This is a genomic window from Marinobacter nauticus ATCC 49840, from assembly GCF_000284615.1.
Classification (GTDB): domain Bacteria; phylum Pseudomonadota; class Gammaproteobacteria; order Pseudomonadales; family Oleiphilaceae; genus Marinobacter; species Marinobacter nauticus.
In genome coordinates this window covers 2,256,003-2,279,398 of record NC_017067.1, presented here as the reverse complement: position 1 = coordinate 2,279,398, position 23,396 = coordinate 2,256,003, and the positions used below count along the sequence as shown (strand labels likewise).

23 protein-coding genes are annotated in these 23,396 nt (G+C 56.7%); 12 read left to right on the top strand and 11 right to left on the bottom strand.

Going from position 1 to position 23,396, the window contains the following annotated elements:
• Positions 1–53: 53 nt before the first annotated feature.
• Both MARHY_RS10605 and MARHY_RS10600 read left to right on the top strand, forming a co-directional pair.
• Complete coding sequence (locus MARHY_RS10605) at positions 54–773, top strand: ABC transporter ATP-binding protein (protein ID WP_081496594.1); 720 nt, start codon at positions 54–56, stop codon at positions 771–773.
• Positions 773–3,259: an ABC transporter permease gene (locus tag MARHY_RS10600; RefSeq protein WP_041654790.1), complete on the top strand. Its 2,487-nt coding sequence runs from the start codon at positions 773–775 to the stop codon at positions 3,257–3,259. Before MARHY_RS10605 ends, MARHY_RS10600 begins: the two co-directional genes overlap by 1 nt.
• Positions 3,260–3,266: 7 nt before the next feature.
• Here the strand turns inward: MARHY_RS10600 and MARHY_RS10595 are convergent, their stop codons facing one another.
• From MARHY_RS10595 to MARHY_RS10580, 4 genes are all read right to left on the bottom strand, one after another.
• The gene (locus MARHY_RS10595) at positions 3,267–4,037 is read right to left on the bottom strand and encodes a substrate-binding periplasmic protein (RefSeq protein WP_011784557.1); all 771 of its coding nucleotides are present in this window, start codon (positions 4,035–4,037) and stop codon (positions 3,267–3,269) included.
• Positions 4,038–4,211: 174 nt separating this feature from the next.
• Positions 4,212–5,399: an iron-containing alcohol dehydrogenase gene (locus tag MARHY_RS10590; protein WP_014421801.1), complete on the bottom strand. Its 1,188-nt coding sequence runs from the start codon at positions 5,397–5,399 to the stop codon at positions 4,212–4,214.
• On the bottom strand, positions 5,399–5,944 hold the full coding sequence (locus MARHY_RS10585) for a hypothetical protein (protein ID WP_014421800.1): 546 nt from the start codon (positions 5,942–5,944) through the stop codon (positions 5,399–5,401). Before MARHY_RS10585 ends, MARHY_RS10590 begins: the two co-directional genes overlap by 1 nt.
• Before the next feature lie 159 nt (positions 5,945–6,103).
• Positions 6,104–7,378 carry a M48 family metalloprotease gene (locus tag MARHY_RS10580; RefSeq protein ID WP_041654787.1) on the bottom strand — a complete coding sequence of 425 codons (1,275 nt, stop codon included), beginning with the start codon at positions 7,376–7,378 and terminating at the stop codon, positions 6,104–6,106.
• Between the two features lie 167 nt (positions 7,379–7,545).
• Here MARHY_RS10580 and MARHY_RS10575 point away from each other — a divergent pair, with 167 nt between their 5' ends.
• The 7 genes from MARHY_RS10575 (at position 7,546) to MARHY_RS10545 (ending at position 15,066) form a co-directional block, all read left to right on the top strand.
• Positions 7,546–8,286: a DUF599 domain-containing protein gene (locus MARHY_RS10575; RefSeq protein WP_014421798.1), complete on the top strand. Its 741-nt coding sequence runs from the start codon at positions 7,546–7,548 to the stop codon at positions 8,284–8,286.
• 18 nt (positions 8,287–8,304) lie between these two features.
• Positions 8,305–8,775: a PaaI family thioesterase gene (locus tag MARHY_RS10570; protein WP_014421797.1), complete on the top strand. Its 471-nt coding sequence runs from the start codon at positions 8,305–8,307 to the stop codon at positions 8,773–8,775.
• Positions 8,772–9,206 carry a PaaI family thioesterase gene (locus MARHY_RS10565; RefSeq protein ID WP_011784563.1) on the top strand — a complete coding sequence of 145 codons (435 nt, stop codon included), beginning with the start codon at positions 8,772–8,774 and terminating at the stop codon, positions 9,204–9,206. Before MARHY_RS10570 ends, MARHY_RS10565 begins: the two co-directional genes overlap by 4 nt.
• A 101-nt stretch (positions 9,207–9,307) precedes the next feature.
• Positions 9,308–11,200 (top strand): molecular chaperone HtpG, encoded by a 1,893-nt coding sequence (gene htpG / locus MARHY_RS10560; protein ID WP_014421795.1) that lies wholly within the window; start codon positions 9,308–9,310, stop codon positions 11,198–11,200.
• A 13-nt stretch (positions 11,201–11,213) separates the two neighbouring features.
• Entirely contained in the window at positions 11,214–11,432 is a 219-nt protein-coding gene (locus tag MARHY_RS10555) for a DUF2835 domain-containing protein (protein WP_014421794.1), read from the top strand.
• Between the two features lie 349 nt (positions 11,433–11,781).
• A complete protein-coding gene (katG, locus tag MARHY_RS10550) occupies positions 11,782–13,953 on the top strand; it encodes a catalase/peroxidase HPI (protein WP_014421793.1) in 2,172 nt (723 codons plus the stop codon).
• 135 nt (positions 13,954–14,088) lie between these two features.
• Complete coding sequence (locus MARHY_RS10545; protein WP_014421792.1) at positions 14,089–15,066, top strand: tRNA dihydrouridine synthase; 978 nt, start codon at positions 14,089–14,091, stop codon at positions 15,064–15,066.
• Here MARHY_RS10545 and MARHY_RS10540 read toward each other — a convergent pair.
• Entirely contained in the window at positions 15,063–16,082 is a 1,020-nt protein-coding gene (locus MARHY_RS10540; RefSeq protein WP_014421791.1) for a class I fructose-bisphosphate aldolase, read from the bottom strand. The two genes, MARHY_RS10545 and MARHY_RS10540, sit on opposite strands and share 4 nt — an antisense overlap.
• Before the next feature lie 152 nt (positions 16,083–16,234).
• Here MARHY_RS10540 and MARHY_RS10535 point away from each other — a divergent pair, with 152 nt between their 5' ends.
• Positions 16,235–18,289 (top strand): DUF8754 domain-containing protein, encoded by a 2,055-nt coding sequence (locus tag MARHY_RS10535; protein ID WP_014421790.1) that lies wholly within the window; start codon positions 16,235–16,237, stop codon positions 18,287–18,289.
• A 7-nt stretch (positions 18,290–18,296) separates the two neighbouring features.
• Here the strand turns inward: MARHY_RS10535 and MARHY_RS10530 are convergent, their stop codons facing one another.
• The 3 genes from MARHY_RS10530 to MARHY_RS10520 all read right to left on the bottom strand — a co-directional run bounded on the left by MARHY_RS10530 (position 18,297) and on the right by MARHY_RS10520 (position 19,883).
• Positions 18,297–18,782 (bottom strand): GNAT family N-acetyltransferase, encoded by a 486-nt coding sequence (locus tag MARHY_RS10530; RefSeq protein ID WP_014421789.1) that lies wholly within the window; start codon positions 18,780–18,782, stop codon positions 18,297–18,299.
• A gap of 6 nt (positions 18,783–18,788) precedes the next feature.
• On the bottom strand, positions 18,789–19,121 hold the full coding sequence (locus MARHY_RS10525; protein ID WP_014421788.1) for an SMR family transporter: 333 nt from the start codon (positions 19,119–19,121) through the stop codon (positions 18,789–18,791).
• A gap of 72 nt (positions 19,122–19,193) precedes the next feature.
• A complete protein-coding gene (locus tag MARHY_RS10520) occupies positions 19,194–19,883 on the bottom strand; it encodes an aspartate/glutamate racemase family protein (RefSeq protein ID WP_014421787.1) in 690 nt (229 codons plus the stop codon).
• Between the two features lie 219 nt (positions 19,884–20,102).
• Here MARHY_RS10520 and MARHY_RS19100 point away from each other — a divergent pair, with 219 nt between their 5' ends.
• Positions 20,103–20,297 carry a CCGSCS motif protein gene (locus MARHY_RS19100; protein WP_081496569.1) on the top strand — a complete coding sequence of 65 codons (195 nt, stop codon included), beginning with the start codon at positions 20,103–20,105 and terminating at the stop codon, positions 20,295–20,297.
• 38 nt (positions 20,298–20,335) lie between these two features.
• Here the strand turns inward: MARHY_RS19100 and MARHY_RS10515 are convergent, their stop codons facing one another.
• The 3 genes from MARHY_RS10515 to MARHY_RS10505 form a co-directional block, all read right to left on the bottom strand.
• Positions 20,336–20,743, bottom strand: a complete 408-nt coding sequence (locus MARHY_RS10515) for a hypothetical protein (RefSeq protein ID WP_011784573.1) — start codon at positions 20,741–20,743, stop codon at positions 20,336–20,338.
• A 69-nt stretch (positions 20,744–20,812) separates the two neighbouring features.
• Positions 20,813–21,298 carry a hypothetical protein gene (locus tag MARHY_RS10510; protein ID WP_014421785.1) on the bottom strand — a complete coding sequence of 162 codons (486 nt, stop codon included), beginning with the start codon at positions 21,296–21,298 and terminating at the stop codon, positions 20,813–20,815.
• 113 nt (positions 21,299–21,411) lie between these two features.
• Positions 21,412–22,326, bottom strand: coding sequence for a DMT family transporter (locus tag MARHY_RS10505; protein ID WP_014421784.1), 915 nt, complete (start codon positions 22,324–22,326; stop codon positions 21,412–21,414).
• Between the two features lie 122 nt (positions 22,327–22,448).
• Here MARHY_RS10505 and MARHY_RS10500 point away from each other — a divergent pair, with 122 nt between their 5' ends.
• Positions 22,449–23,345: a LysR family transcriptional regulator gene (locus MARHY_RS10500; protein ID WP_014421783.1), complete on the top strand. Its 897-nt coding sequence runs from the start codon at positions 22,449–22,451 to the stop codon at positions 23,343–23,345.
• Positions 23,346–23,396 lie beyond the last annotated feature (51 nt).

The following is a 23,396-nucleotide window of genomic DNA, read 5'->3' as shown; positions in this document are numbered from 1 at the left end:
CATATACCCTTTACAGATTCAACGATACAGACAATGGAGTTACCGTGAACCAGATGACGGATCTCAGTAATACCGATAGCAACCTTATGTTGCGGGTGACTGATCTGACCCATCGGGTCAGCCTGGAAACCGATACGCTCACGATCTTGCAGGGGGTCAGTCTGGAAATCAATCGGGGAGAGTCCGTAGCCATCGTTGGTCGCTCCGGTTCCGGCAAAACGACTTTGCTTGGCTTGCTTGCGGGCCTGGATACACCCACGGAAGGCACCGTTGAACTGGATGGTGCGGTCATCAGCAAGCTGAGTGAAGATGAGCGTGCCAAGCTCCGGGCCCGTCGGGTCGGGTTTGTGTTCCAGTCGTTCCAGTTGCTGCCGGCGTTGACCGCGCTGGAAAATGTGATGCTGCCGCTGGAACTGGGCGGCACGGAGGCACCGGAGCAGCGGGCCAGAGAATTGCTTGATCGGGTAGGTTTGGGGGAGCGGCTGAACCATACCCCTCGTCAGTTGTCCGGTGGCGAGCAGCAGCGGGTCGCGATTGCGCGTGCCTTTGCATCCGACCCCGCCATTCTGTTTGCCGATGAGCCGACGGGCAATCTGGATAACCGGACCGGGCAGGCGGTGTCTGACCTGCTGATGGATCTGAACCGGGAGCAGGGCACCACACTGGTGATGGTTACCCATGATGAACACCTTGCCGAACGTTGCGGCCGGCAGCTGCACATCGAGGCGGGCATGCTGACTGAGCCGGATCTGGCCGGGGAGCCGGCACACTGATGGGAGCCTCAAAAAAACTCATGTCTGTGAGCCGTGACTGGCGCGAACGCGACGTTCGTGTGGTGCTGGTTGCGCTGATTATTGCTGTTGCCACCGTGGCCACGATTGCGCTGTTCGCCAGTCAGCTGCAGCGAACCCTGGTATCGTCTGCCAGTTCTTTTCTGGCGGCAGACCGGCAACTGGAAGCCGAGAACGGCCGTCCGATCCCACAGGAATGGTTAGAGAATGCCCAGTCCCGAGGCCTGGAAACCGGGCGCATGGTGGAGTTCTCCACCATGGTCTTCGGAGAAAGCGGATTTCAGCTGGTCTCGGTCAAGGCGGTGAGTGACGAATATCCGTTGCGCGGCGAAATCGAGATCCAGCCCGGTGCTGAAGAGCCGAGACAGATTGTCAGTCAGGGCCCCGGCCCCGGCCAGGTGTGGGTGAATCCACGGTTGCTGCGTCTGCTCGAACTGGACATCGGCGATACTCTGGAAGTCGGCAATCTGAAGCTGGAAATTACTCGCTTGCTGATCCGCGAGCCGGATGGGGGCTTCCGGCTCTCATCATTGGCGCCACGGGTGATGATGCATGTGGATGATGTTGCCGCCACCGGTGTGGTCCAGGAAGGTAGCCGGGTGGAATACGTCTACCTGTTTGCCGGTGACGAAGGTGTGCTTGATGACTACTACCAGTGGCTGGAACCACAGCTGGAGCCCAGTCACGAGTGGGAAGGGGTCAGAGACGGTGAAACCTTCTCGCGCTCCCTGGAGCGGGCCGAACGCTTTCTGCTGCTGGGCGGCAGTCTTGCGGTGTTGCTGGCGGCGGTAGCCGTTGCCGTAGCCAGCCGGCAATACGCTCTGTCTCAGAGGGACACGGTGGCATTGCTGAAAACCCTTGGATTATCCAGCCGGGGCATTGGTGAGCTCTACCTGCGGCGCCTCACTCTGTGGGGTGTCGTCGGTGTGTTGGGCGGTCTGGCGGTGGCGTTGCCGTTGTTCTGGCTGCTGGTGCGCTTGCTCAGTGACGTGCTGGAACGGCCGGTGGATTTTTATCTGGATCCGGCGGCATTAACGCCCGCCTTGCTGACGGCACTGGTTTCTCTATTCGCGTTTGCCTATCCGCCCATTCGCCGCCTGCGTAATGTTCCCGCCATGCGGGTATTACGCTCCCAGCCCGGCGAAACCGGCCGGGAAGCCATTCCGGATATCCTGCTGGCGGTGGTCGCCGTGTTTGGGTTGGTATGGATGTACGCCGGCGAGCTGATGCTGGTGGCCGCACTTTTGGGCGGGCTGGTAGTGCTGCTGGGTGTGCTCGGTCTGCTGGGGTGGGGCATGGTCGCCCTGTTGCGCAGAGTGAAGGGTGGCGGCAACTCCTGGCGCCTGGCCCTGGTGGGCTTATATCGGCACCGTCGTGCCAGTATGGCGCAGATGGCGGTCTTTGCCATGACCCTGATGCTGGCGGCTACGCTGGTGTTGGTGCGTTCCTCGCTGCTGGACGACTGGCAGGCCCAACTGCCGGACGACGCGCCAAACCATTTCCTGATCAACATTGCCCCTGATGCGGTGGATGATGTTGAGGAATTCTGGGCCACTCACGGCGCGCCCCTGGAGACGCTTTATCCGATGGTTCGCGGTCGCCTGACCGAACTCAACGGCGAGCCGGTGAAAGAAGCGATCAGCAAGGATGAGCGGGTTGGTGCGCTGAACCGGGAGCTGAATCTGACCTGGATGGCGGAGCTGCCGGAAGACAACCGGATTGTGGATGGCCAGTGGTTCGGGCCGGGCGAAACCGAGGGGGTTTCGGTAGAAGCTGAGCTGGCGGAGAAACTCGGTTTGCAGCTGGGTGATCGGCTGACCTTCACCATCGGCTCCAGCAAGGTGACCGAGCCAGTCACGAGTATTCGTACTGTGCAGTGGGACAGCATGAAACCCAATTTCTACATGGCCTTTCCGCCCGATGGCGGTCTGACTGACATGCCCGCCACCTGGATTACCGCGTTCTATCTGAACCCGGACAATAAACTGGCTCTGAACGACTTCTCGCGCCAGTTCCCGACGGTCTCGGTGCTGGAGATAGACCATATCATTGATCGCATCCAGCAGATTGTGCAGCAGGTAACTCAGGCCATTGAGGCAATCCTGGCGCTGATTCTCGCGGCCGCTCTTGTGGTGATGGCAGCGGTTGTCAGTGCCACCCTGCGGGATCGTCAGAGGGAAGGAGCGTTGCTGCGAACCCTGGGCGGCCAGCAGTCGTTGTTGGCACGCAGTACTATGCTGGAATTCGCACTGTTGGGGTTCTTTGCCGGTACGCTCGGTGTGATTGCGGCGGAAGGGGCGGTATATGCGCTCCAGGCCGGAATGTTCGAGGGCACTTTCCGCTGGCACTGGCAGGTGGTGCTGCCAGTACCACTGATTGCAGCCATTCTGTTGGCGCTGTTTGGCCGCTGGCAATTACGACCAGTGCTTAGCGTATCGCCGATGCTACTGCTTCGTCGCCTCGAGTGATCGGGTTTTAGCGATAGTTTGAGAGAATGGCGTCGAGTTCGCCATTCTCCTGGATATTTGCCAGCTCCTGGTTGAAGGCCTCGGCAAACGCTTTCCAGTCTTTACGCAGCATGATCCGGAAGCCGAACTGGCTGATTCCTTCCACAGAAGAGCGAAAGTGCTCGGTCAGTCCTTCGTTCCTGAGAATCCATTGCCCGACCAACCGATCCGCAAGCGCTGCGTGAAACTGCTCGCCATGCAGCACAAAGGTGAAAATCTCCCGATCTCTGGAGACGTCAAATCGCTTAATGCGATGATCTTTGAAATAGGGCTCGAGAAAGGGATAGTAGTATCCCAGTGGCGTGACAATCGTCTTGCCGTAGAGGTCTGCGGGGTGTTTGTATTCAAGCTCAGAGCTCTTCGGGAAGAAGAATACTTCCTCCACGTGAACGACCGGGTCGGTAAACAGGAACTTCTCCGGCTCTTCCGTCCACTCTATGGCCCTTGGCGTGCCGTCAATGTAGCCGTCGGCAAGCATAGGGTCTACCCGTTTTCTGGGGATTTTTACCGGTTCCACGTCGTAGCCCAGGCGAGGGACAATCAGGTTTACAACGTCCCACATAATACCGGAGGGCTTGCTGCCATCAACGATCAGATAAGGTGGGTACCCGTTAGGAGAGATGTTGAAGCGGAACACCCGCTCCTGATTGTCCACTTCGGCAGCGGCATTGCCACTGAAAGTGGTTAGCAGGCTCAACAGGATCGCGGTAAAGGAGAGCTTGAAAAGGAGTTTCTTCATGGCGGAACTCTGGATAGGACAGGCCCATACGCTGGTTAGATCGATACCCGGCCAACTCCCTGCCAGAATGCCCGCTAAATATTACCTTCTTACTATTTTATTTCAATCATTGTGAATCTGACTTTAGGCTAACCCCGGCCAGAGAGGGCCGGGGCGAGATATGCCTCCGAGGTATCAGGCCCAGGCGCGACGAAGCACCGCCATGGCATCTTCGTGGCTCACTTCCCGGGGGTTGAACATGATCGAGCCGTCGTCCAGGGCCAGCTTGGCAATGCTTTCCAGCTGATTTTCCAGTACTTTGCCGGTTTCTTTCAACGTCCGGGGCAGTTCGCAGCGCTTGTAGAGGGCATCCCGCAGTTTTCGAATGGCTGAAATACTGGCCTCGGCACGTCGGCTCGCAGGGGTGGCGGAGTAGACGTCCGGACCTTCCAGGTACAGCAGCAACTCGCCCAAAGGCTCCCGAATGCTCTCAAGGTTGAACTCAAGCACATAGGGCAGGTACAGGCTCATGCACAGTCCGTGGGGCAGGTGGCAGATGGCTCCGGTAGCATGTCCCAGAGAGTGGACCAGGCCCACCATGGAGTTGGAAAAGGCAATGCCCGCCATGGTTGACGCCTGAGCCAGTTCCAGTCGGCCATCACTGTCTTTCGGATTATCCATGACTGAAAGCAGGGATTGGCTCACCTTCTTGACTGCTGCCGTGGCGTACGCGTCGCTCAGGGGGTTTTTGGCCATGCAGGTGAACGCTTCCGTAGCATGGGTGAGCGCGTCCATAGCGGTGGCCGCCGTAATGTGGGGCGGCAGGGTCAGGGTCATACGCGGGTCGATGATGGCGGCGTTAGGCAGCAGGAATGATGAGGTAAACGGAAGTTTTACGCCTTTTTTCTCATCGGTGATGACCGCCACCGAGGTTACCTCGGAACCGGTACCCGCCGTGGTGGGCACAACAAAGAACGGCTTGAGCGGGTGCTTGAGAACACCGGCGCCACTGTATTTGGCGATATTATCGCCGCCTTCGGATACCAGAATATTGACCGCCTTGCCGGTATCAATGGCGGAGCCGCCGCCCACCGCAATGATCGAGTCGCATTTTTCCTTGCGGTAAACGCTGGCAATGTCTTTCACCACCGACGTGGAGGAATCCGGTGGCACATCATCGTAAATGGATACAATCTCCAGCCCGCTTTCTTCGCAGGCGGCAATTACCGGCTCGAGCAAGCCGGCCGCGCGCACCCCTTTATCCGTGACAATCATAGGCCGTTTGGCTGCCAGGCCAGTCAGTTCATAGGGAATGTGTTCCAGCGCGGCTTTACCGGCAATCACTTTTACCGGGCAAAAGAACTCGTAGTATTTGTTGGTCATTATGCTCTCACTGTCTCGACGAATTGGGTGGCGACTTTCAGATAAATGCGGGCGGCACTGATGAGTTTTTCAGGCAGTTTGATGGTTGCCGGATATTCTTTGACCGCCCTTTCGGCAATTAGTCGGGGCAGGATGAATGATTCCAGTCGGTTGAGAACCCGGGTCATCCGCACCGCGTAACTCACATCCCCATCCACCAGCATGCGGTCGTTGGCAAAGGCAACGGAGGTCTTCTCCTGAAACGACAGTACCAGGAAGGCATGGGCGATATGCTTGAACTGGATCGAGAGGTCAACGGGGCGTGGAGCTTCATCCCCGTGGAAGAGCAATTTACCGTTGCCGGTGTGTTCAACGATGAGTTTTGGCCCGTTGGGCATAACCTGCATCTCGAACAGGAAGCCCTCCGGCAGTTCGCAGGTTTCGTTTCGGGTGGCTTCATCCACCTCGCTGATTGCCTGCAGTGCGCGCCCCATCACCTGGAACATCAGCTCAACATAGCTGCGTCGTGCGTGGGACATCATTGGCTGAAGTCGTTTTACGATCATGGTCGCCATCCGATTGTTGTTGGTTAATCTGATTTTTAGAGTTATTGCTCTAGAAGTCAATGCAATCGTTGACGCGGTTTTTGTGTCAGGTCAGCAAATGTGACAACCATAAAAAAACCGGGCGTATTGGCGCCCGGCTTTTTTTGACACTGCAAACAGCTATTCGTTGAGTTCGGCCAGCTTGCGCTGAGCTTCAGCCCCCACATCACCACCGGCCTCAGCGGCGGTGGAGTAATAGGCTGCTGCCTCCCTGCGTTGGCCCTGTTGCCGCGCGATATCACCTAGTCGGAGATAGGCAATGGAAGTGGGTACCACCTGATTGGCTTTCTCCAGATGGCTTTTTGCCTTGCCAAGGTTGTTCAGCTCCAGTTCGTTCAAACCGCTGTACAGCTGATACTGGAACATCTCCGGATAGAGTGACACGGCCTTGTCGAAATCGGCTTTGGCCTTCTCCGGTTGTTCCATGCCCCGATAGATTCGGCCGCGCAGCGCAAAGAACATGGCTTCTCGCGGTTCCAGCTTGATGGCCTTGTTTACCTGATCGAGAGCCGCTTCATACTTGCCTTCTGAGGCCAGCTTCATGGCTTCATCGTGAGCATCGTAGGCTGGCTGAAGTTCCTTGAGCTTGGCGATACGGCGCTGGTAAACGTCCCGGCCGCGATAACCGCCGGCACCGATCTTCTGAACCAGCTCCTGGTTTTCCTGAACCCGCTTGGCAGAGGGAGGGTGAGTGGCGAACAGGCCATCCAGCCATCCGCTCTGACGGCCTTCCGATAGCTTCAGAAACAGCTGTTGGAGCTCTACGGCGGCTTGTGGATCATAGCCGGCTTCTTTCATGTATCGGATACCGTAGGCATCGGATTCCAGTTCGTCTCCCTGGCTGTACTGGGCCAGCGCCAGCTGTGCACCCAGAGCTGCACCACCCATGATCAACCCGGCCCATTCATTATCGGAAAGGGCGAAGCCCAGTCCGGCCACCCCGGCGCTGATCAACATGCCCTGCTGCATCCGCTGCACGCTGTGGCGGGCTGCTGCATGAACAATCTCGTGGCCCAGCACCGATGCCAACTGGGCTTCATCCTCCAGCTCCACCAGCAGGCCGCGGTTGATGGCGATCTTGCCGCCGGGCAGGGCCCAGGCATTGGGCACGCTGTTATTGAGCACGACAAATTCATAAGGAAGGTCTGGCCGGTCACTCACGCGCGCCAGCTTCTGGCCCACATCACGCACATAAATGGAAAGTTCCGGGTCGATGTAGAAGCGGCCGCCCTGGGTCTGTTGTGTGGGTGTGTACTGTTCCGCTCCCAGTGCCAGCTCCTGGTTCTCTGAAATCAGAGACAGCTGCTTCTCTCCGGTTACCGGGTTCACAGAACACCCACCCAGCCCTGTCAGTGTGAGGGCGATTGCCGCTATCGCGATATATCTGGTCAACATTCCGGGTCTCACTTATGTCTCCTTAACGTTGGGGTAAGTTTATAGCACAGACCGGTTTCCGACGTCGGCACCGCCCGACAGACAGTGGTCGGCGCGCTCCCCTTGGCGTATCATAACGGAAGTTTTCGCCCTATTTATCTCCCCAATCCAGGCTTTTTAACCACCCAATGAGCTACTATCTGGAATTTCTGGCACTGATCTGGTTTTTTGTCTGCTGGGGAGGGTACACCTGGTATTCGCGCAATCGCGCCAACTCTCGCTCGTGTCTGTCGAACACCCTGGATTTATACCGCGAAGACTGGATGCGGGTCATGCTCAAGCGTGAAAACCGTATTTCAGACGCCTCGGTTGTCGGTAACCTGGAACGCAACGGAGCGTTTTTTGCGTCCAGCTGTCTGCTGATTCTCGCCGGTATTATCACCGCCCTCGGCTACACCAGCGAGGCTATGGAAATTTTTGCCACCATGCCATTTTCCGCTGTGCCCAGTCGTGAAATCTGGGAATTGCGATTGGTGGTGTTGCTGGTGGTCTTTATTTACGCGTTTTTCAAGTTCACCTGGTCCATGAGAATGTACAATTTCGTGGCCGTCATGATTGGCAGTGCGCCGCTACCAGACGACAGCAAGACCAGTCCGGCAGCGCGAGAGGCCTTTGCCCGCAGCGCCGGCAACATCTGTAACCTGGCCGGCGACGCGTTTAACCTTGGCTTGCGTTCTTACTACTATGCCCTGGCTGTGGTGGCCTGGTTCATTCATCCGGTGGCCTTTATGGCTGCCTCAACCCTGGTGGTGTACGTACTCTACCGCCGGGAATTCCACTCAGATGCATTATCCGCCCTGCGCGACGGCAAGGTCTTCGAAGAAGCCATACCCGCCCGTGCCGATGCGGACGTAAAATCCAAGAACTGATCTGCAGGACAGTCCTGAATGAATGATGAAACCCGAATAAACCGGGTTAACCGGTTTATCAGTACGCTCAACCAGGCAAGGGAACTGGGTCTGAACGCAACGGAGGCGGGTGAAGGCTATCTGGTTATGGAGCTGCCTTACAGCGACAAGATTATTGGCAACCCGGACACTGGAGTTATCCATGGTGGCGCTATCACGACCCTGATGGACACCGCCTCCGGTTCGGTAATGATCTGTGGTCTGGATGAATTTGAGCTGTGTCCGACCCTGGATCTCAGAGTGGATTACATGCGCCCGGCGGAGCCCCGGAAGCCGGTGTACGCCAGGGCAGAGACCTACAAGATCACCCGTAACATCATCTTTACGCGCTGCGAGGCCTATCAGGAGGGGGGTGAAACCATCGCCAATTGCGTGGGCACCTTCATGCGCATTGGCAAAGAAGCCACGCCGAAATCCTATCGCGACCTGATCACCGGAGGTGAGGAATGACCGACCCGGAAATTCTGCGCTACACCCAGGAAACCGGCGACTTCTCGCGGATGATGGAGAGTATCCCGTACGCCAGCTGGATTGGCCTGCAGTGCGACCGATTTGGTGATGACCTGATCTTCCGCCTGCCCGCAAAGGAAGAGAACCTGGGCAATCCGATCCTGCCCGCCATTCATGGCGGTGTGATTGGTGGTTTTATGGAAATGTCTGCGGCTATTTATCTGATTATGTCCCAGGACACCTTCCGCATGCCCCGAATTGTCGATTTCTCCCTCGACTATCTTCGGGCCGGCCTGAACCGGGAAACGTACGCCGAGTGCCGGCTTACCCGCCAGGGTAACCGCGTGGCCAATGTGATGATCTCCGCCTGGCAGAAGTCTCGCTCCCAGCCCATCGCTACCGCCCGCGCTCACTTCCTGCTCGAAGACTGATTTTGGGTGCTCGCCGGGGTTGAAATACTCCGGCCAACCCCCACTCTCTTGCTCATAAAACTGTTTCTTTATTTGTGACACAGCAGGAGACCAAACCAGCCATGACGGTAGAAGCCAACAAAGAGACCCTGGGATTCCAGACTGAAGTGAAGCAACTGCTTCACCTGATGATCCACTCTCTGTACTCGAACAAAGAGATCTTCCTTCGTGAGCTTATCTCTAACGCCTCAGACGCCGAAGACAAACTGCGCTTCGCTGCCCTGAAAGACGACAAGCTGTTTGAAGGCGATTCGGATCTCAAGATTCGCCTGGATTACGATAAAGATGCCGGCACCATCACCATCGCCGACAACGGCATCGGTATGACCCGTGACGATGTGATCGCCAACCTGGGCACCATCGCCAAGTCCGGCACCGCCGAGTTCCTCAAACAACTGTCTGGCGACGAGAAAAAAGACAGCAAGCTGATCGGTCAGTTCGGTGTTGGTTTCTACTCCGCGTTCATCGTGGCGGACAAAGTGGAAGTATTCACCCGCAAGGCGGGCGAGCCTGCCGACAACGGCGTGCACTGGGAATCCAAGGGCGATGGCGAGTTCACCATCGAGCCGGCGACTCGTGAGCAGCGTGGTACCGAAATCGTGCTGCACCTGAAATCCGAGGATAAAGAGTTTGCCGATGGCTGGAAGCTTCGCAGCCTGGTGAAGAAGTACTCTGACCACATCTCATTCCCGGTGGTAATGAAGTCCGAATCGGAAGAAGAGGACAAGAAGGGCGAAGAAGAGACGGTAAACGATGCCACCGCCCTGTGGACATTGCCTCGTACTGAGATCAAAGACGAAGAGTACAAGGAGTTCTACAAACACATCGCCCACGATTTTGAAGACCCGCTGACCTGGTCCCACAATAAGGTAGAAGGCAAGCTGGACTACACCAGCCTGCTGTATATACCCAAGCGCGCGCCGTTCGACCTGTACAACCGGGAAGCGCCCCGTGGCCTGAAACTGTACGTGCAGCGCGTGTTCATCATGGATGACGCCGAGCAGTTCCTGCCGCTGTACCTGCGGTTCGCCAAGGGCGTGATAGATTCCAACGATCTGTCCCTGAACGTATCGCGGGAAATCCTGCAGAACGACAGCACCGTCGAGAGCATCCGCACCGCCATGACCAAGCGGGTGCTGGACATGCTGTCCAAGCTGGCCAAGAAAGACGGCGATGAGTACCAGGGCTTCTGGGATGAGTTTGGCACCGTGCTGAAAGAAGGTCCGGCAGAGGACTTCAGCAACCGCGAAAAAATTGCGGGACTGTTGCGCTTTGCCACCACCCATACCGGCGAAGCCACTCAGAACGTGTCTCTGGATGATTACATCAGCCGGATGAAGGAAGGCCAGAACAAGATCTACTACATCACCGGTGACAATTTTGCTGCGGCCAAGAGTAGTCCGCACCTGGAAGTATTCCGCAAGAAAGGCATCGAAGTGCTTATCCTCTCCGATCGCATCGACGAGTGGATGATGGGCTACCTGAACGAATACGACGGCAAGCAGTTCCAGGACGTGGCCCGTGGTGATCTCGACCTGGGTGAAGTGGAAACCGAGGAAGACAAGAAGCACCAGGAAGAAGCTGCAAAAGAGCACAAGGACCTGCTGGAGCGCATCAAGACCGCTCTGGAAGACCAGGTGCAGGAAGTACGGGTAACCAATCGCCTGACCGATTCACCGGCATGCCTGGTGGTGGGGCAGTTCGATATGGGCGCCCAGATGAAGAAGATCATGGAAGCTGCCGGACAGAAAGTGCCGGAGAGCAAACCGATCTTTGAAATCAACGTGGATCATCCGCTGGTGCAGCGACTCGAAGCCGAAAAGGGCGAAGAGCGCTTCAGGGAGCTGTCTGCCGTTCTGTTCGACCAGGCCACCCTGGCCAGTGGTGAACAGCTGAAAGACCCTGGCGCCTATGTTAGCCGCCTGAACCGACTGTTGCTTGAACTGGCCAACTGAGACAGACGCGCCAATGCAGCAGATCATTGTGGACATCAGTATCAGCCCTGATGAGTGGATCAAGCTCTATCAGGGCGTGGCCACCGATGTTCACACCAGGGCCCGGGACGGACGTTCTGTCCGGTTCCCGGCCCGTATTCTCTCCCGTTTCTTCCTCAATGACGGCGTACGCGGCAGCTTTCGCATCCTGTTTGACGATGCCGGAAAGTTCACCTCTATCGAGCGCCTTTAATCGATAAACAAAAACTCTCGCAAATTTATTTTTAATTAATTGTTCCTTTTAATAGCGTCGGCGGTAAGGTAATGGTGTTCTCGTTAACACAGGAGTTACCCAATGTCAGCGTTGTCCTATCTCACACCGGTTGCGTGGCGTGACTTCCTGGGAATTCTGGCCGATTACTGCGGGAATTATGCGATTGCCCAGTGAGTTACAGGTTCCCAGTGCAGCGGGAAAAACGATAGCCTTTAACTATTCTGGCGGTAGGAAACATTCAAGCAGCCAACCGTGGATGATCTATATTGATAGTTGCTCTTGAATAAGAATCGCCTTTTTGCCAATGACGCAGAAGCAGGAGAGTACGATGAGTGAGACCAATTCTGGTGGTAAGTGCCCGGTTATGCACGGCGGCAGTACCGCCCACGCTCAGGACAATACCAACTGGTGGCCCGAGGCCCTGAACCTGGACATCCTGCACCAGCACGACCACAAGACCAACCCCATGGGGGAAGACTTCGATTATCGCGAAGAGGTCAAAAAGCTCGACTACGAAGCCCTCGAAAAGGACATGCACGATTTGATGACCAACAGCCAGGATTGGTGGCCGGCAGACTGGGGGCATTACGGTGGTTTGATGATCCGGCTTGCCTGGCACGCAGCGGGTACCTACCGACTGGCCGATGGTCGTGGCGGCGGTGGTACCGGTAACCAGCGCTTCGCTCCGCTGAATTCCTGGCCTGATAACGGCAACCTGGACAAGGCCCGTCGCCTGCTTTGGCCGCTGAAGAAAAAGTATGGCAACAAGGTTAGTTGGGCCGATCTGTTTATTTTGGCCGGCAACGTTGCCTATGAATCCATGGGCTTCAAGACTTTCGGTTTCTCGTACGGCCGTGCAGACATCTGGCACCCGGAGAAAGACATCTACTGGGGTGCAGAGAAGGAGTGGCTGGCACCGTCCGACGAACGTTATGACAACGTAGAAAAGCCAGACACCATGGAAAACCCTCTGGCAGCGGTGCAGATGGGTCTGATTTACGTGAACCCTGAGGGTGTTAACGGTGTATCCGATCCGATCAAATCCGGCGACCAGGTGCTGGAAACGTTCGCCCGTATGGCGATGAATGCCGAAGAAACCGCCGCCCTGACGGCAGGCGGGCACACCGTTGGTAAAACCCATGGTAATGGTGACGCCGAGGCACTTGGCCCCGAGCCTGAAGGTGCCGACGTGCACGAGCAGGGCCTTGGCTGGCACAACCCGAATATGGGTGGAAAAGCGGCTAACGCCATCACTTCTGGTATTGAAGGTGCCTGGACCACGAACCCAACCCAGTTTGACATGGGTTATTTCGAGTTGCTGTTTGGCTATGAGTGGGAGCTGAGAAAGAGCCCGGCCGGTGCCAATCAGTGGGAACCGATTGATATCAAGGAAGAGCACAAGCCGGTAGACGCCACGGATCCTTCCAAACGCCACAATCCGATCATGACCGATGCGGATATGGCCATGAAGATGCACCCGACTTTCCGGCCGATCTGTGAAAAGTTCATGAAGGACCCGGAGTACTTCAAGGACTGCTTCGCCCGCGCCTGGTTCAAGCTGACCCACCGGGATATGGGGCCGAAGTCCCGTTACATCGGCCCGGATGTGCCGGCCGAAGATCTGATCTGGCAGGATCCTATTCCCCAGGGAGAGACCAACTATATCGAGGAAGTGGTTAAAGAGAAGATTGACGAAGCCGGCCTGACCCTTAACGAGCTGATCACAACGGCCTGGGACAGCGCCCGTACTTTCCGTGGCTCTGACATGCGCGGTGGTGCCAATGGTGCCCGTATTCGCCTGGCCCCCCAGAAAGACTGGGAAGGCAACGAGCCCCAGCGTCTGGCCAAGGTGCTGAAGGTTTACGAAAAGATCTCCGCTGATACCGGTGCCAGCATTGCCGATGTCATTGTGCTTGGCGGTAATCTGGGTATCGAAAAGGCTGCCAGAGCGGCAGGTTATCCGGTACACGTGCCTTTCCTGAAAGGTCGTGGCGATGCCACCGATGAGATGACGGATGCGGAATCTTTTGAGCCGCTGGAGCCGCTGGCGGATGGCTTCCGTAACTGGCAGAAGAAGGAATACGTGGTCAAACCGGAAGAAATGCTGCTGGATCGGGCGCAGCTGATGGGCCTGACCGCACCGGAAATGACGGTACTGGTCGGTGGTATGCGCGTACTGGGTACCAACCATGGTGGCACCAAGCACGGTGTGTTCACCGATCGCGAAGGCCAGCTCACCAACGACTTCTTCGTGAACCTGACCGACATGGCGTACCGTTGGGTGCCGAAGGGCAGCAATGTCTACGACATCGTGGATCGCAAGAGTGGTAGCACCAAGTGGACGGCTTCCCGTGTAGACCTGGTGTTTGGCTCTAACTCCATCCTGCGTTCATACGCCGAGGTGTACGCTCAGGACGACAATCAGGAGAAGTTCGTGAACGACTTCGTTGCCGCCTGGACCAAGGTGATGAACAACGACCGCTTCGACGTGAAGAAGTAAACCTGCAGTGATTAGCCGGGCGTCCTGTTTCGGGATGCCCGGCTACCTATTTCCCCCCGAATTCCTTACAATCCGCTCCGCCTGATTTTTGATCAGCCGTATTCTGATTCACTTCTCTCAGTTTCTGGAGCCTTCATGCGAATCATCCTTGCCCCGATGGAAGGGCTGGTCGACGCACCCATTCGTGAAACCCTGACCAAGGTCGGCGGGATTGACCGGTGCGTGACGGAATTTATTCGCGTGACCCACGGCATGCTGCCGCCCCGAATTTTTTACAAGTACGCTCCGGAACTGCACAACAGTGCGCTCACAGAAGTTGGAACACCCGTGGCCGTTCAACTGCTGGGCTCCAACGCCGACATGATGGGCCGCCATGGTGCCAAGGCAGCCGAGCTGGGAGCAGGGCAGGTGGACATCAATTTCGGCTGCCCCGCCAAAACCGTGAACAAGCACAAAGGTGGTTGCGTGCTGATGCGCGAGCCCGAGCTGATGTATGAAATCACCGCAGCCGTTCGTAAAGCCGTGCCTGCGGATATTCCGGTAACGGCCAAGATGCGATTGGGTTACGACGACCGTTCCATGGGCGTGGCCTGTGGCCAGGCTCTGGAAGCGGCCGGTGCTTCTGAGATTGTCATTCACGCCCGCAGCAAGGTAGATGGCTACAAGCCGCCCGCTTACTGGGAAGAAATCGCCAAGGTACGCGAAGCGGTCAAAAATCACGTAATCGCCAACGGCGAAATCTGGACCGTGGAAGACTACTGGCGCTGCCGGAAAGTCTCCGGCTGCGACGATGTAATGATCGGCCGTGGCCTGATCGCCAGGCCAGACCTAGCGGCCCAGATCAAGGCCTCCCAGAGTGGAGAAACACGGGAGCCCATGAGCTGGGCCGAGGTCGTGGTTCTGGTGCGGGAATACGCCGCTGCTCTGCAAATCCGCCTGGAAGACAAATACGTCACCGGCCGCATCAAGCAATGGCTCAATTACCTGCGTCAGGGCTTTGCCGAAGCCGAGGCCCTTTGGCCCCAGGCTCGTAAAATCCGGGAAGTTGCGCCCATGCTGGCCTGCCTGGATCAGCCATTAGACCTGCCGCAGCGCCACACCAACGCGGCCTAATTATCAGCTTCCATTGAGCCTAGATAATCACCGGAACGGGCCAGGCCATTGAGTCTGGCCCGTTTTTTCATGGCCGCCTGTGCCGACCCGGCATTCTCCAGCTTTCCGGCCCAGGCTTTCTGGGCAGGTTCCTGGAGAGCCCGGCCATAGGAGAAACTCAGCTCCCAGGGATGGTAGCCCATGCTGTTCAGAGCATTGAGGTTCTCGGTGGATTCTTCAGGTGTCTGGCCTCCGGAGAGAAAAAATATCCCGGGGACGGCCGCCGGCACCACTCGCCGGAATACGCTCAGTGTTGCTTCGGCAACCTGTTCAGGCGAGGCTTTGCCGGATTCCTTGCCTGGTGTCACCATACTGGGCTTCAGTACCATGCATTCCAGGTTCACCCGGTGCCGGTGCAGGGCCTTGAACACTTCCAGCAATACGTCTTCGCTCACCTCTGCAGCCCGCTCGATAGTGTGATTTCCGTCAATCAGTACCTCCGGCTCAACAATCGGCACAATACCCATCGACTGGCACACGGCGGCGTAGCGGGCCAGCACCTCGGCGTTGGACTTGATGGCCTGGAACGAGGGCAGAGTGTCCGAGATATGGAACACATCCCGCCACTTGGCGAAGCGGGCACCCATGGCCTTGTAGTGTTCAAGCCGGGCTGCCAGGCCATCCAGTCCGTAGGTAATCTCGTCCCCCGGGGCATTCACCAGCGGGCCTTTGCCCTGATCGACCTTGATGCCGGGCACGATGCCCTGGCTGGCAAGGAGCTTGGGGATAGCAATGTCTTCCAGGCTCAGCTGTTCCAGGGTCTCTTCGAAAAGAATCACGCCACTGATGTGCTCGCCAAGTCCGGGCGTGGAGAAAATAATGCTGCGGTATTCGCGCCGCGTGGCTTCCGTGGATTCAACGCCTACGGCTTTGAAGCGTTTGGCAATGGTCGGGGAGCTTTCATCTGCGGCCAGAATGCCTTTGCCCGGTTGCACGAGATCGGCAATGGTGGCGTTAAGTTCTTCCTGAGTGGTCATGGAGCCTCCCTGAATCGGACTGGGGTTTGAGGTTTCGACACAGCATGAGTTTAGCCGGTTAATTTGTGCCTGCTATTTGATCTGAGCTAAAGCAGCTGAGCGCTCCATCTTCTAAACTGATTGCATAACAAAACAACAAGGATGCCCCCGCCATGAAAACGGTCGTTAGTGTCAGCCAGGGATCATCGGAATACGATTACGAACTGGAAACCACATTTCTGGAACAGCCATTCCGGATTATTCGGGTAGGCACGGATGGCAACCTGGAACGTGCCGAGGCGGTGCTGGATTCCGTTTGCGGGGAGGCCGATGCCATTGGCCTGAGCATGATTCACGATCACTACCAGGTGGGCCGTGAGCAGCTGGAACATCCTGACACGGCTCGCCTTGAGGCCTGTATTCCGGACAAACCGGTGACGACCGGTGCCGGCCTCCGGGGTATCTTGCAGGAATGGGCGGTACGCCATACACAGACTGAGCTGGGGCACTTTTTTGACAACGCCCGGGTACTGTTTCTGAACGGCCAGGCCGGCTACCGAATTGCCAAGGCGTTGTCTGAACACACCGATAACCTGTTTTTTGCCGATCCCTACCTGGATTTTGGCGTACCGAGACTGCTGACTTCCCTGCGTCAGCTCGAAACCTATACCTCGCTTACTGCTCCGGTAACCTTCCGTCCTGCGGCGGTCAAGCTCATTGAAGCTCTGCACAAAACGCCAATTTACCGCATGGGCGAAAAGCTTATTCGTGGCTCTTTACATGAGTCGGTGAAGGATTCCCATGTGATTGTAGGTGCCATGGGGGATCTGGAGGCTTTCTCGGAAAAGGAACTGGACGGTAAAACCGTGATCACCTCCCGGGTTACGGAGTCTGCCCTGGACTGGTTCCGCTCCCGGAAAGTCGCCATGGTAGTGGACTACAGTCCCTGGCTGGAAGGCCGGCCCGTGGGCGTGAATGTGATGGAAGCGATGATAAGCGCGGCCTTGTCCCGCACGCCGGAGCAGCTGGGCGCAGACGACTTCCTGGACGTTATTCAAACCCTGGGAATTGAGCCGCGGATTCTATATCCCAACGGCTATCGGCGGGTAAACCGCTTCGCCTTCGTGATTCATCCGCTGTCTCAGCAGTACCTGACCAAAACCCCACCGCTGGACTGGATTGCCAATGTCTCTCCACCCACCGTGATGAACCTGGTGGAAAAGGCTGTCGCTTACACACCGCCTTTCATTTACTCCAAGGTAAGCGGCATCAAATCCCCCACCGGAGACGAAGCCGAGGGTTGGTTGATCACCGTAGGTGGCACACCCAGGGAAATCATGGCCCACGGCCCGGAGTTTACCTACAGCCGGTTGTTGGCAGCGGCAAAACTGGCCAAGAAACTTGGGGCCCAGATTATGGGACTGGGTGCGTTCACCAAAGTGGTGGGTGACGCCGGCATCACCGTGGCCAAACGAGCACCGTTACCAATCACCACGGGTAACAGCTACAGTGCCTCCGGCGCGCTCTGGGCCGCCCACGACGCCGCCAAAAAAGTCGGCCGCGTGAGTATTGGCAAGAGCGGCAAAATGGCGGGTAAGGCGATGGTGGTCGGGGCCACAGGCGCCATTGGTTCCGTGTGCGCGCGCCTGCTGGCAAAAGCCGTGGATGAAATCTACATGGTGGCCCCGGAGGCAGCCAAGTTGCTGGCGCTGAAGGAGAGTATCGAACTGGAAACTCCTGGGGCCATCGTTCACGTCTCTGCCACCACGGATCGGGATCTTTCAGGAATGGATATGGTGGTCACCGCTACGTCCGGGGCCGGTAAACGCATTCTGGATATCATGCAGGTGAAACCCGGCTGCGTGATCACCGATGTGGCCCGGCCATTGGATATCCCGGCGGAAGATGTGGCGAAGCGGCCGGATGTGCTGGTAATCGAATCCGGGGAAATCCAGCTACCGGGAGACGTGCGCATGAAGGACATCGGCTTGCCCCGGGGCATCGCTTACGCCTGTCTGGCGGAGACGATTGTGCTGGCGCTGGAAGCAAGATTCGAGAACTTCACTCTCGGCCGAAATATTGAATGGGAGAAGGTGCGGGAGATCTACAAGCTCGGGCTCAAGCACGGCATGGAGCTTGCCGCCATATCTGGCGTGAATGGTGTGTTTACCGAGGAGGACTTTGAGCGGGTGCGGACTCTGGCCGAAGAGGCTGAAGAGCCCGCTTGAATCCAGGTCAGGCGTCGAGTTTTTTGCGCATCAGATAACGCAGAAACTGGGCGCCACGGACCGTGACACGCTGTTCATCCACCACCTCAAAACCGTGGCGCTCGAAGAAGGGCCGGGCGACCACGCTGGCCTCGGTCTTGAGTTCTGTGACGCCCAGCTCTTTGAGCTGCTGCTCTGCCTCGTGATAAAGGGCAGAAGCAATGCCGCGACGAGCATAATTCGGGGCAGTAAACACGAGGTCGATGTGGCCGTCTTTTTCATAGGAAATGAAACCGGCGAGATCCGAGCCTTCTTCTGCCACCAGGGTTTCCAGAGACTCCAGCCGTTCGCGCCAGGTATCCAGATGTGGCGTCCGTGAAGCCCAGGCATAACGCTGGGTTTCGTCGTAGGCACCTGCCGTGAGCTCGTGCACGGAATCGGTGAACAGGCGAACCACCGGGCTCAGATCCTGAATCCGGTATTTACGAATAGTGATCGAAGTTACGGTACTCATGTCGGTTCAGTGTGCACCTGTGTTGGAAAGCAGGTTGATAACCAAAACGCCGGCTACAATCAGCAGCATACCGACAACCGCAGGAAAATCCAGCTTTTGCCCGAGCAGTAACCAACCAATGAGCGAAATTAATACAATGCCCAGCCCGGCCCAGACGGCATAGGCTATCCCCACAGGGATCACCTTGATAGCCAGCGCCAGAAAATAGAAGGCCACACTGTAACCGATCACGACCACAACGCTCGGCATCAACCGGGTGAATCCTTCGCTGGATTTCAGTGCCGAGGTAGCAATCACTTCGGCCACAATGGCCAGACCAAGAAGCAGCCAGCTTTTCATAGAACGTGTTAAAACCATCACCAAGTGAATGAGGAGCTAAATAAACTGTGGTGGCTGAAACGGCTGTGCTGGTCACGCTAAGGCGTGCGCCACGGCTTGCTCCGCGTGGATGCGGGTGGTGTCGTAAAGCGAAATGGCAGTATCAGCCTGCTGCACCAATAAGCCAATTTCGGTACAACCCAGTATTACGCCTTGCGCTCCTCGTGCGGCCAGTGAGTCCAGCACCTGCAGATAGCCCTGTTTAGAAGGCTGGCCGATAATACCACGGCATAGCTCGTCATAAATGACGGTATGCACGAATTCCCTCTGCGCGTCACCCGGCACTAAAACCCGGATGCCGCGGTTCTCCAGACGCTCCTTGTAGAACGACTGTTCCATGGTGAATTTTGTGCCGAGAAGGCCGACACAATCGATCCCATCGCGATGAAGCGCCTCAGCTGTCGCATCGGCGATGTGAAGCATCGGCAGGCCAGAAGCCTTATCAATACTATCTGCCACTTTGTGCATGGTGTTCGTGCACAACACAATGAAATCGGCCCCTGCCGCGGCCAACGCCTTTCCGACCGCACCAAGAATTTCCCCGGTCGCCGCCCAGTCCCCCTGATGTTGCAGGGCTTCGATCTCGGCAAAATCCACACTGTAGAGAACCAGTCGCGCTGAGTGCAGCCCGCCCAGCCCGTCTCGCACTTTCTGGTTGATCAACTGATAGTAGGTTTGGGTGGATTCCCAGCTCATTCCACCGATGAGACCTATGGTTTTCATAGTAGTGGCTTCTTCCTTTGAGCAAATTGAATGAGGTAAGACTGCCTGCAATCTGCGCGGCTTCCGTCGAGTTCTCTGAGTCTTGGGGAAACCCCGATGGTATTGTCTTCCGCATGACTCTGTACAGAGGCTCCGGCAAGGGAATCAGATTTGAGGTTACCTGAGATGTAAACTGCTTGACCGGACGGATGTCTACCCAATAACATACATAAAAAATGAATGTTAAATCCAGTAGCAAACCGAGGTATCCAGATGGCCCTGTCATTCGTGAATATTTTCAAGAAAGAAGACGCAGAAACTGAAAGCAATGGCGTTGAACACATCGAGGCAAGTGGTATTGCAGAGACGCAGAACGACGAGCCAAAAAAGGGTGGGCACGGCGAGGGCGGTACCTGCTGCGGGTCCTGTTCGTAAACCGGAGCTTGAAGTTAACCCCGGGCTGGAGTCCGGGGTTAGTTTCGATCCTTTAACACTGAATAAATCTGATACGCCGCGTGTTCTGACTCTTCAGAAGGCGCCTTTCGGTTTTTTTCCCAAGACGTCAGCAAATTCAGAACCCGTTTTTCGTCATTACTGCGGAACCCTGGCCAGTACACGTAGGGCACCAGGGTCGGGCGGCTGATGAAAAACAGCGCGGCTTCCTCCGGTTTCTCTTCTATATCGCCACGCAGCCCCAGGGTGAAACGCCGGCCTTCGCTTCCGGTGAGCGACACCAGCAAGGAGTTGTTGTCATCTACGCGCCGGGCGTCACTTACCGTGATGGGCGGTTCCAGGCTGGGCACCGAGGTTATGATGTACTGAAAGATAATCAGCCCCAGGAGCAGGACAAGAAGCCCCGCCAAAGCGATCGATTTAACCATGAGTGTCTCTTGGAACCCGTTTAAAGTTGGTCTTAATGGCGGGTTGCAAGTGTAACACTACTAACTGGCTTACAAGTCTCCGGAAACTAGCCTTACCGCAACATCCCGGTATTCCGTGTTGTTTTCTCTCTCATGCCTGGAGCTGAACAGATTCAGCCACTGATCCTTCGTTAGCAATACCTCTCCAGTGCCGGTAACGTTCTGGCTTACGGGATCGTAATGGCCGGCGAACTTGAAGGTGAAGTCGCTGGGGGATTCCGGCCGCGCCTTGAGCTCAAAACCCAATGTTATTTCCGGTGACGATACAAATCCCGTGCCTTCAGGGTCTACGTCAACTTTCAGAAGGCGCGATTGTTCCAGAAACGCCGAGCGTAATTCGGTCGGAGCGTTGCCCGGTTCTGTGGCCTGGCATTCGCAATAGCGAATCTCCAGGACCATTGAGCGGTCATTGAGGAAGTGTTCGGGAGACGGGCCGCCGGCCTGGGTCATGCCGGGAAGCAAAGACAGGGTTGTAAGGCCAAGCAAACCGAATTTGAGTGATGCGATCCTTTGCATGATTGAGCTCCATTCAAGGTTTAACCAGAGGTGTTCAAGCTATTCTGTTTTAACTTCCTTCGCAAGTTACGCCAGCCGATCGGGTAACCCTGAATGCCTGAAAAATGCTCCGTTCAGGATGGAGCAGGTGCCGCCGCACGGTTGCTGATTCGTAAGCCGAGAATCACCAGAAATACCCCAAGCCAGATGGCCGAAGAATACTGCTCCCCGAACCAGACGACGCCGATCAACAGCCCGAACACGGCGGCGACAGCGCCTAACTGACTGTAAAACACCGGGCCTGCGCGCCGTTGCAGTTCAAAGGCGACCAGATAGGTAAGGGCCGTGAGTAGCCCCTGCAGCATCAGAATGCCAATCAACTGAGGCGATGTGCCTGATGGAAGCAGTTCGGTGTTTGTCATAGCGGCGAACAGAGCCAGCGCCAGGGCAGACGCCAGCAGGGTACCGGCCGCAAGAATCATCGGTTTGGCTTTTGCTGGCCAGGCTACAGAGCGATATACGTTCCCCACAGACAACATCACAGGAATGGCCAGCCCAAGAACAAACAAGAGTGGACTGGTGTTGCTCATTTCAGCATGGCGTTGAACCACAATCCAGCCGCAGGCCATCACCGCGATGGACAACCCGGCGAGCTTGAGCCAGTTACGGTTTTCCAGCCCCAGGCCCCACGCTAACAGGAAGGTAAAGATAGGCGGAAGGGCATACATAATTCCCGTGTAGCCGGCCCCCAGCTTTGTCACCAGAAAGAAACCGATGGAGTTGGGCACGGCAATGCCGGTCAGGCCGCTGACCAGAAAATAGCGGGCGAATCTTGCTTGATGAATCGCTCGGCGCTCCCCCGTGCATAACAGCAGCACGACGCCCGCAATGAGTGTTTGCCAGAAGGCGTAGGCAACGGCCGGCAGGCCGAGAGACGTTGCGGCCTTGGCCAGCGCCAGCATTAGTGCAATTAGAAAGCCATTGATTAGCAGTAAACCCCAGAGTACGGCCTGGAGGGGAAGGCTGAATCTTGATGTGGTGGCAAGCATGGCTGGCACTCCGATGTGTGAAAAATGTCTGGTGACCACCAGTGTGCGCTTTCGGATTGATTTGATAATCAGTCTAATTCGAATAATACTCCTTCCAAATTGGAAATAATGAGGGGCGAGCCATGGCCACGGACAAACTGGTCGCAATGAACATCTTCAGGCGCGTGGCAGAACTGGGCAGTTTCACCCGGGCCGCCGACGACCTGGATATCACCGCAGCCACCGTTAGCAAACACATCGCGTTTCTGGAGAAGGATCTTGATACTCGCCTGATCAACCGTACCACCCGCCGCATGAGCCTGACGGATGCTGGTCTGGCTTTTCTGAAGCGCACCCAGGCTTTGCTGGATGAGTTGGAGGATGCCGAGTTGGAGGCTCGCGGATTTCAGGCGGAACCCCGTGGCCTGATCCGCCTGAACGTTCCCATGTCTTTCGGGCTTACCCACATCACCGGGGCCATCGACAGCTTTCTGGCCCGGTATCCGGAGATCGAGATCGACCTTCAGCTCAGTGACCGCATGGTGGACCTGGTGGAGCAGGGTGTGGACATGGCCATTCGCATTCGCAGCACTCTGGCGGATTCAAGCCTGCTGGCCAAACCGCTAAGGCAGTCCCGGAATATTGTCTGTGCTGCGCCGGGCTACCTGGAGCATTCGCCCGCCATTCATGCACCCGCCGACCTGGCCGAACAGAATTGCCTGATGTTCAATCTTCATGACCGGCCCCGGGTATGGGCATTGGGCGATAAAGAAGTCGTCGTGAGCGGCAACTACCGTACCGACAGCAGTCTGGCCATACGGCAAAGCCTGCTGAACGGCGCGGGGGTGGGGTTGGTGCCGGGCTTCCTGGTGCAACAGGATCTGGATAATGGGGCGCTGGTGGCCTTACTTCCCGAATACCCACCCCAGCCCTATACCGTGTTCGCGCTGTTTCCCCCGGGGCGAAAACAGCCCACCAAAGTGCGGTTGTTGCTGGAGCATATTGATCAACACCTCGGCGACAAGCCGTATTGGGAATGAGCGGTCACGATTACCCGGTGACCGTTGTTGGAAAACTGTTTCCATATTGGA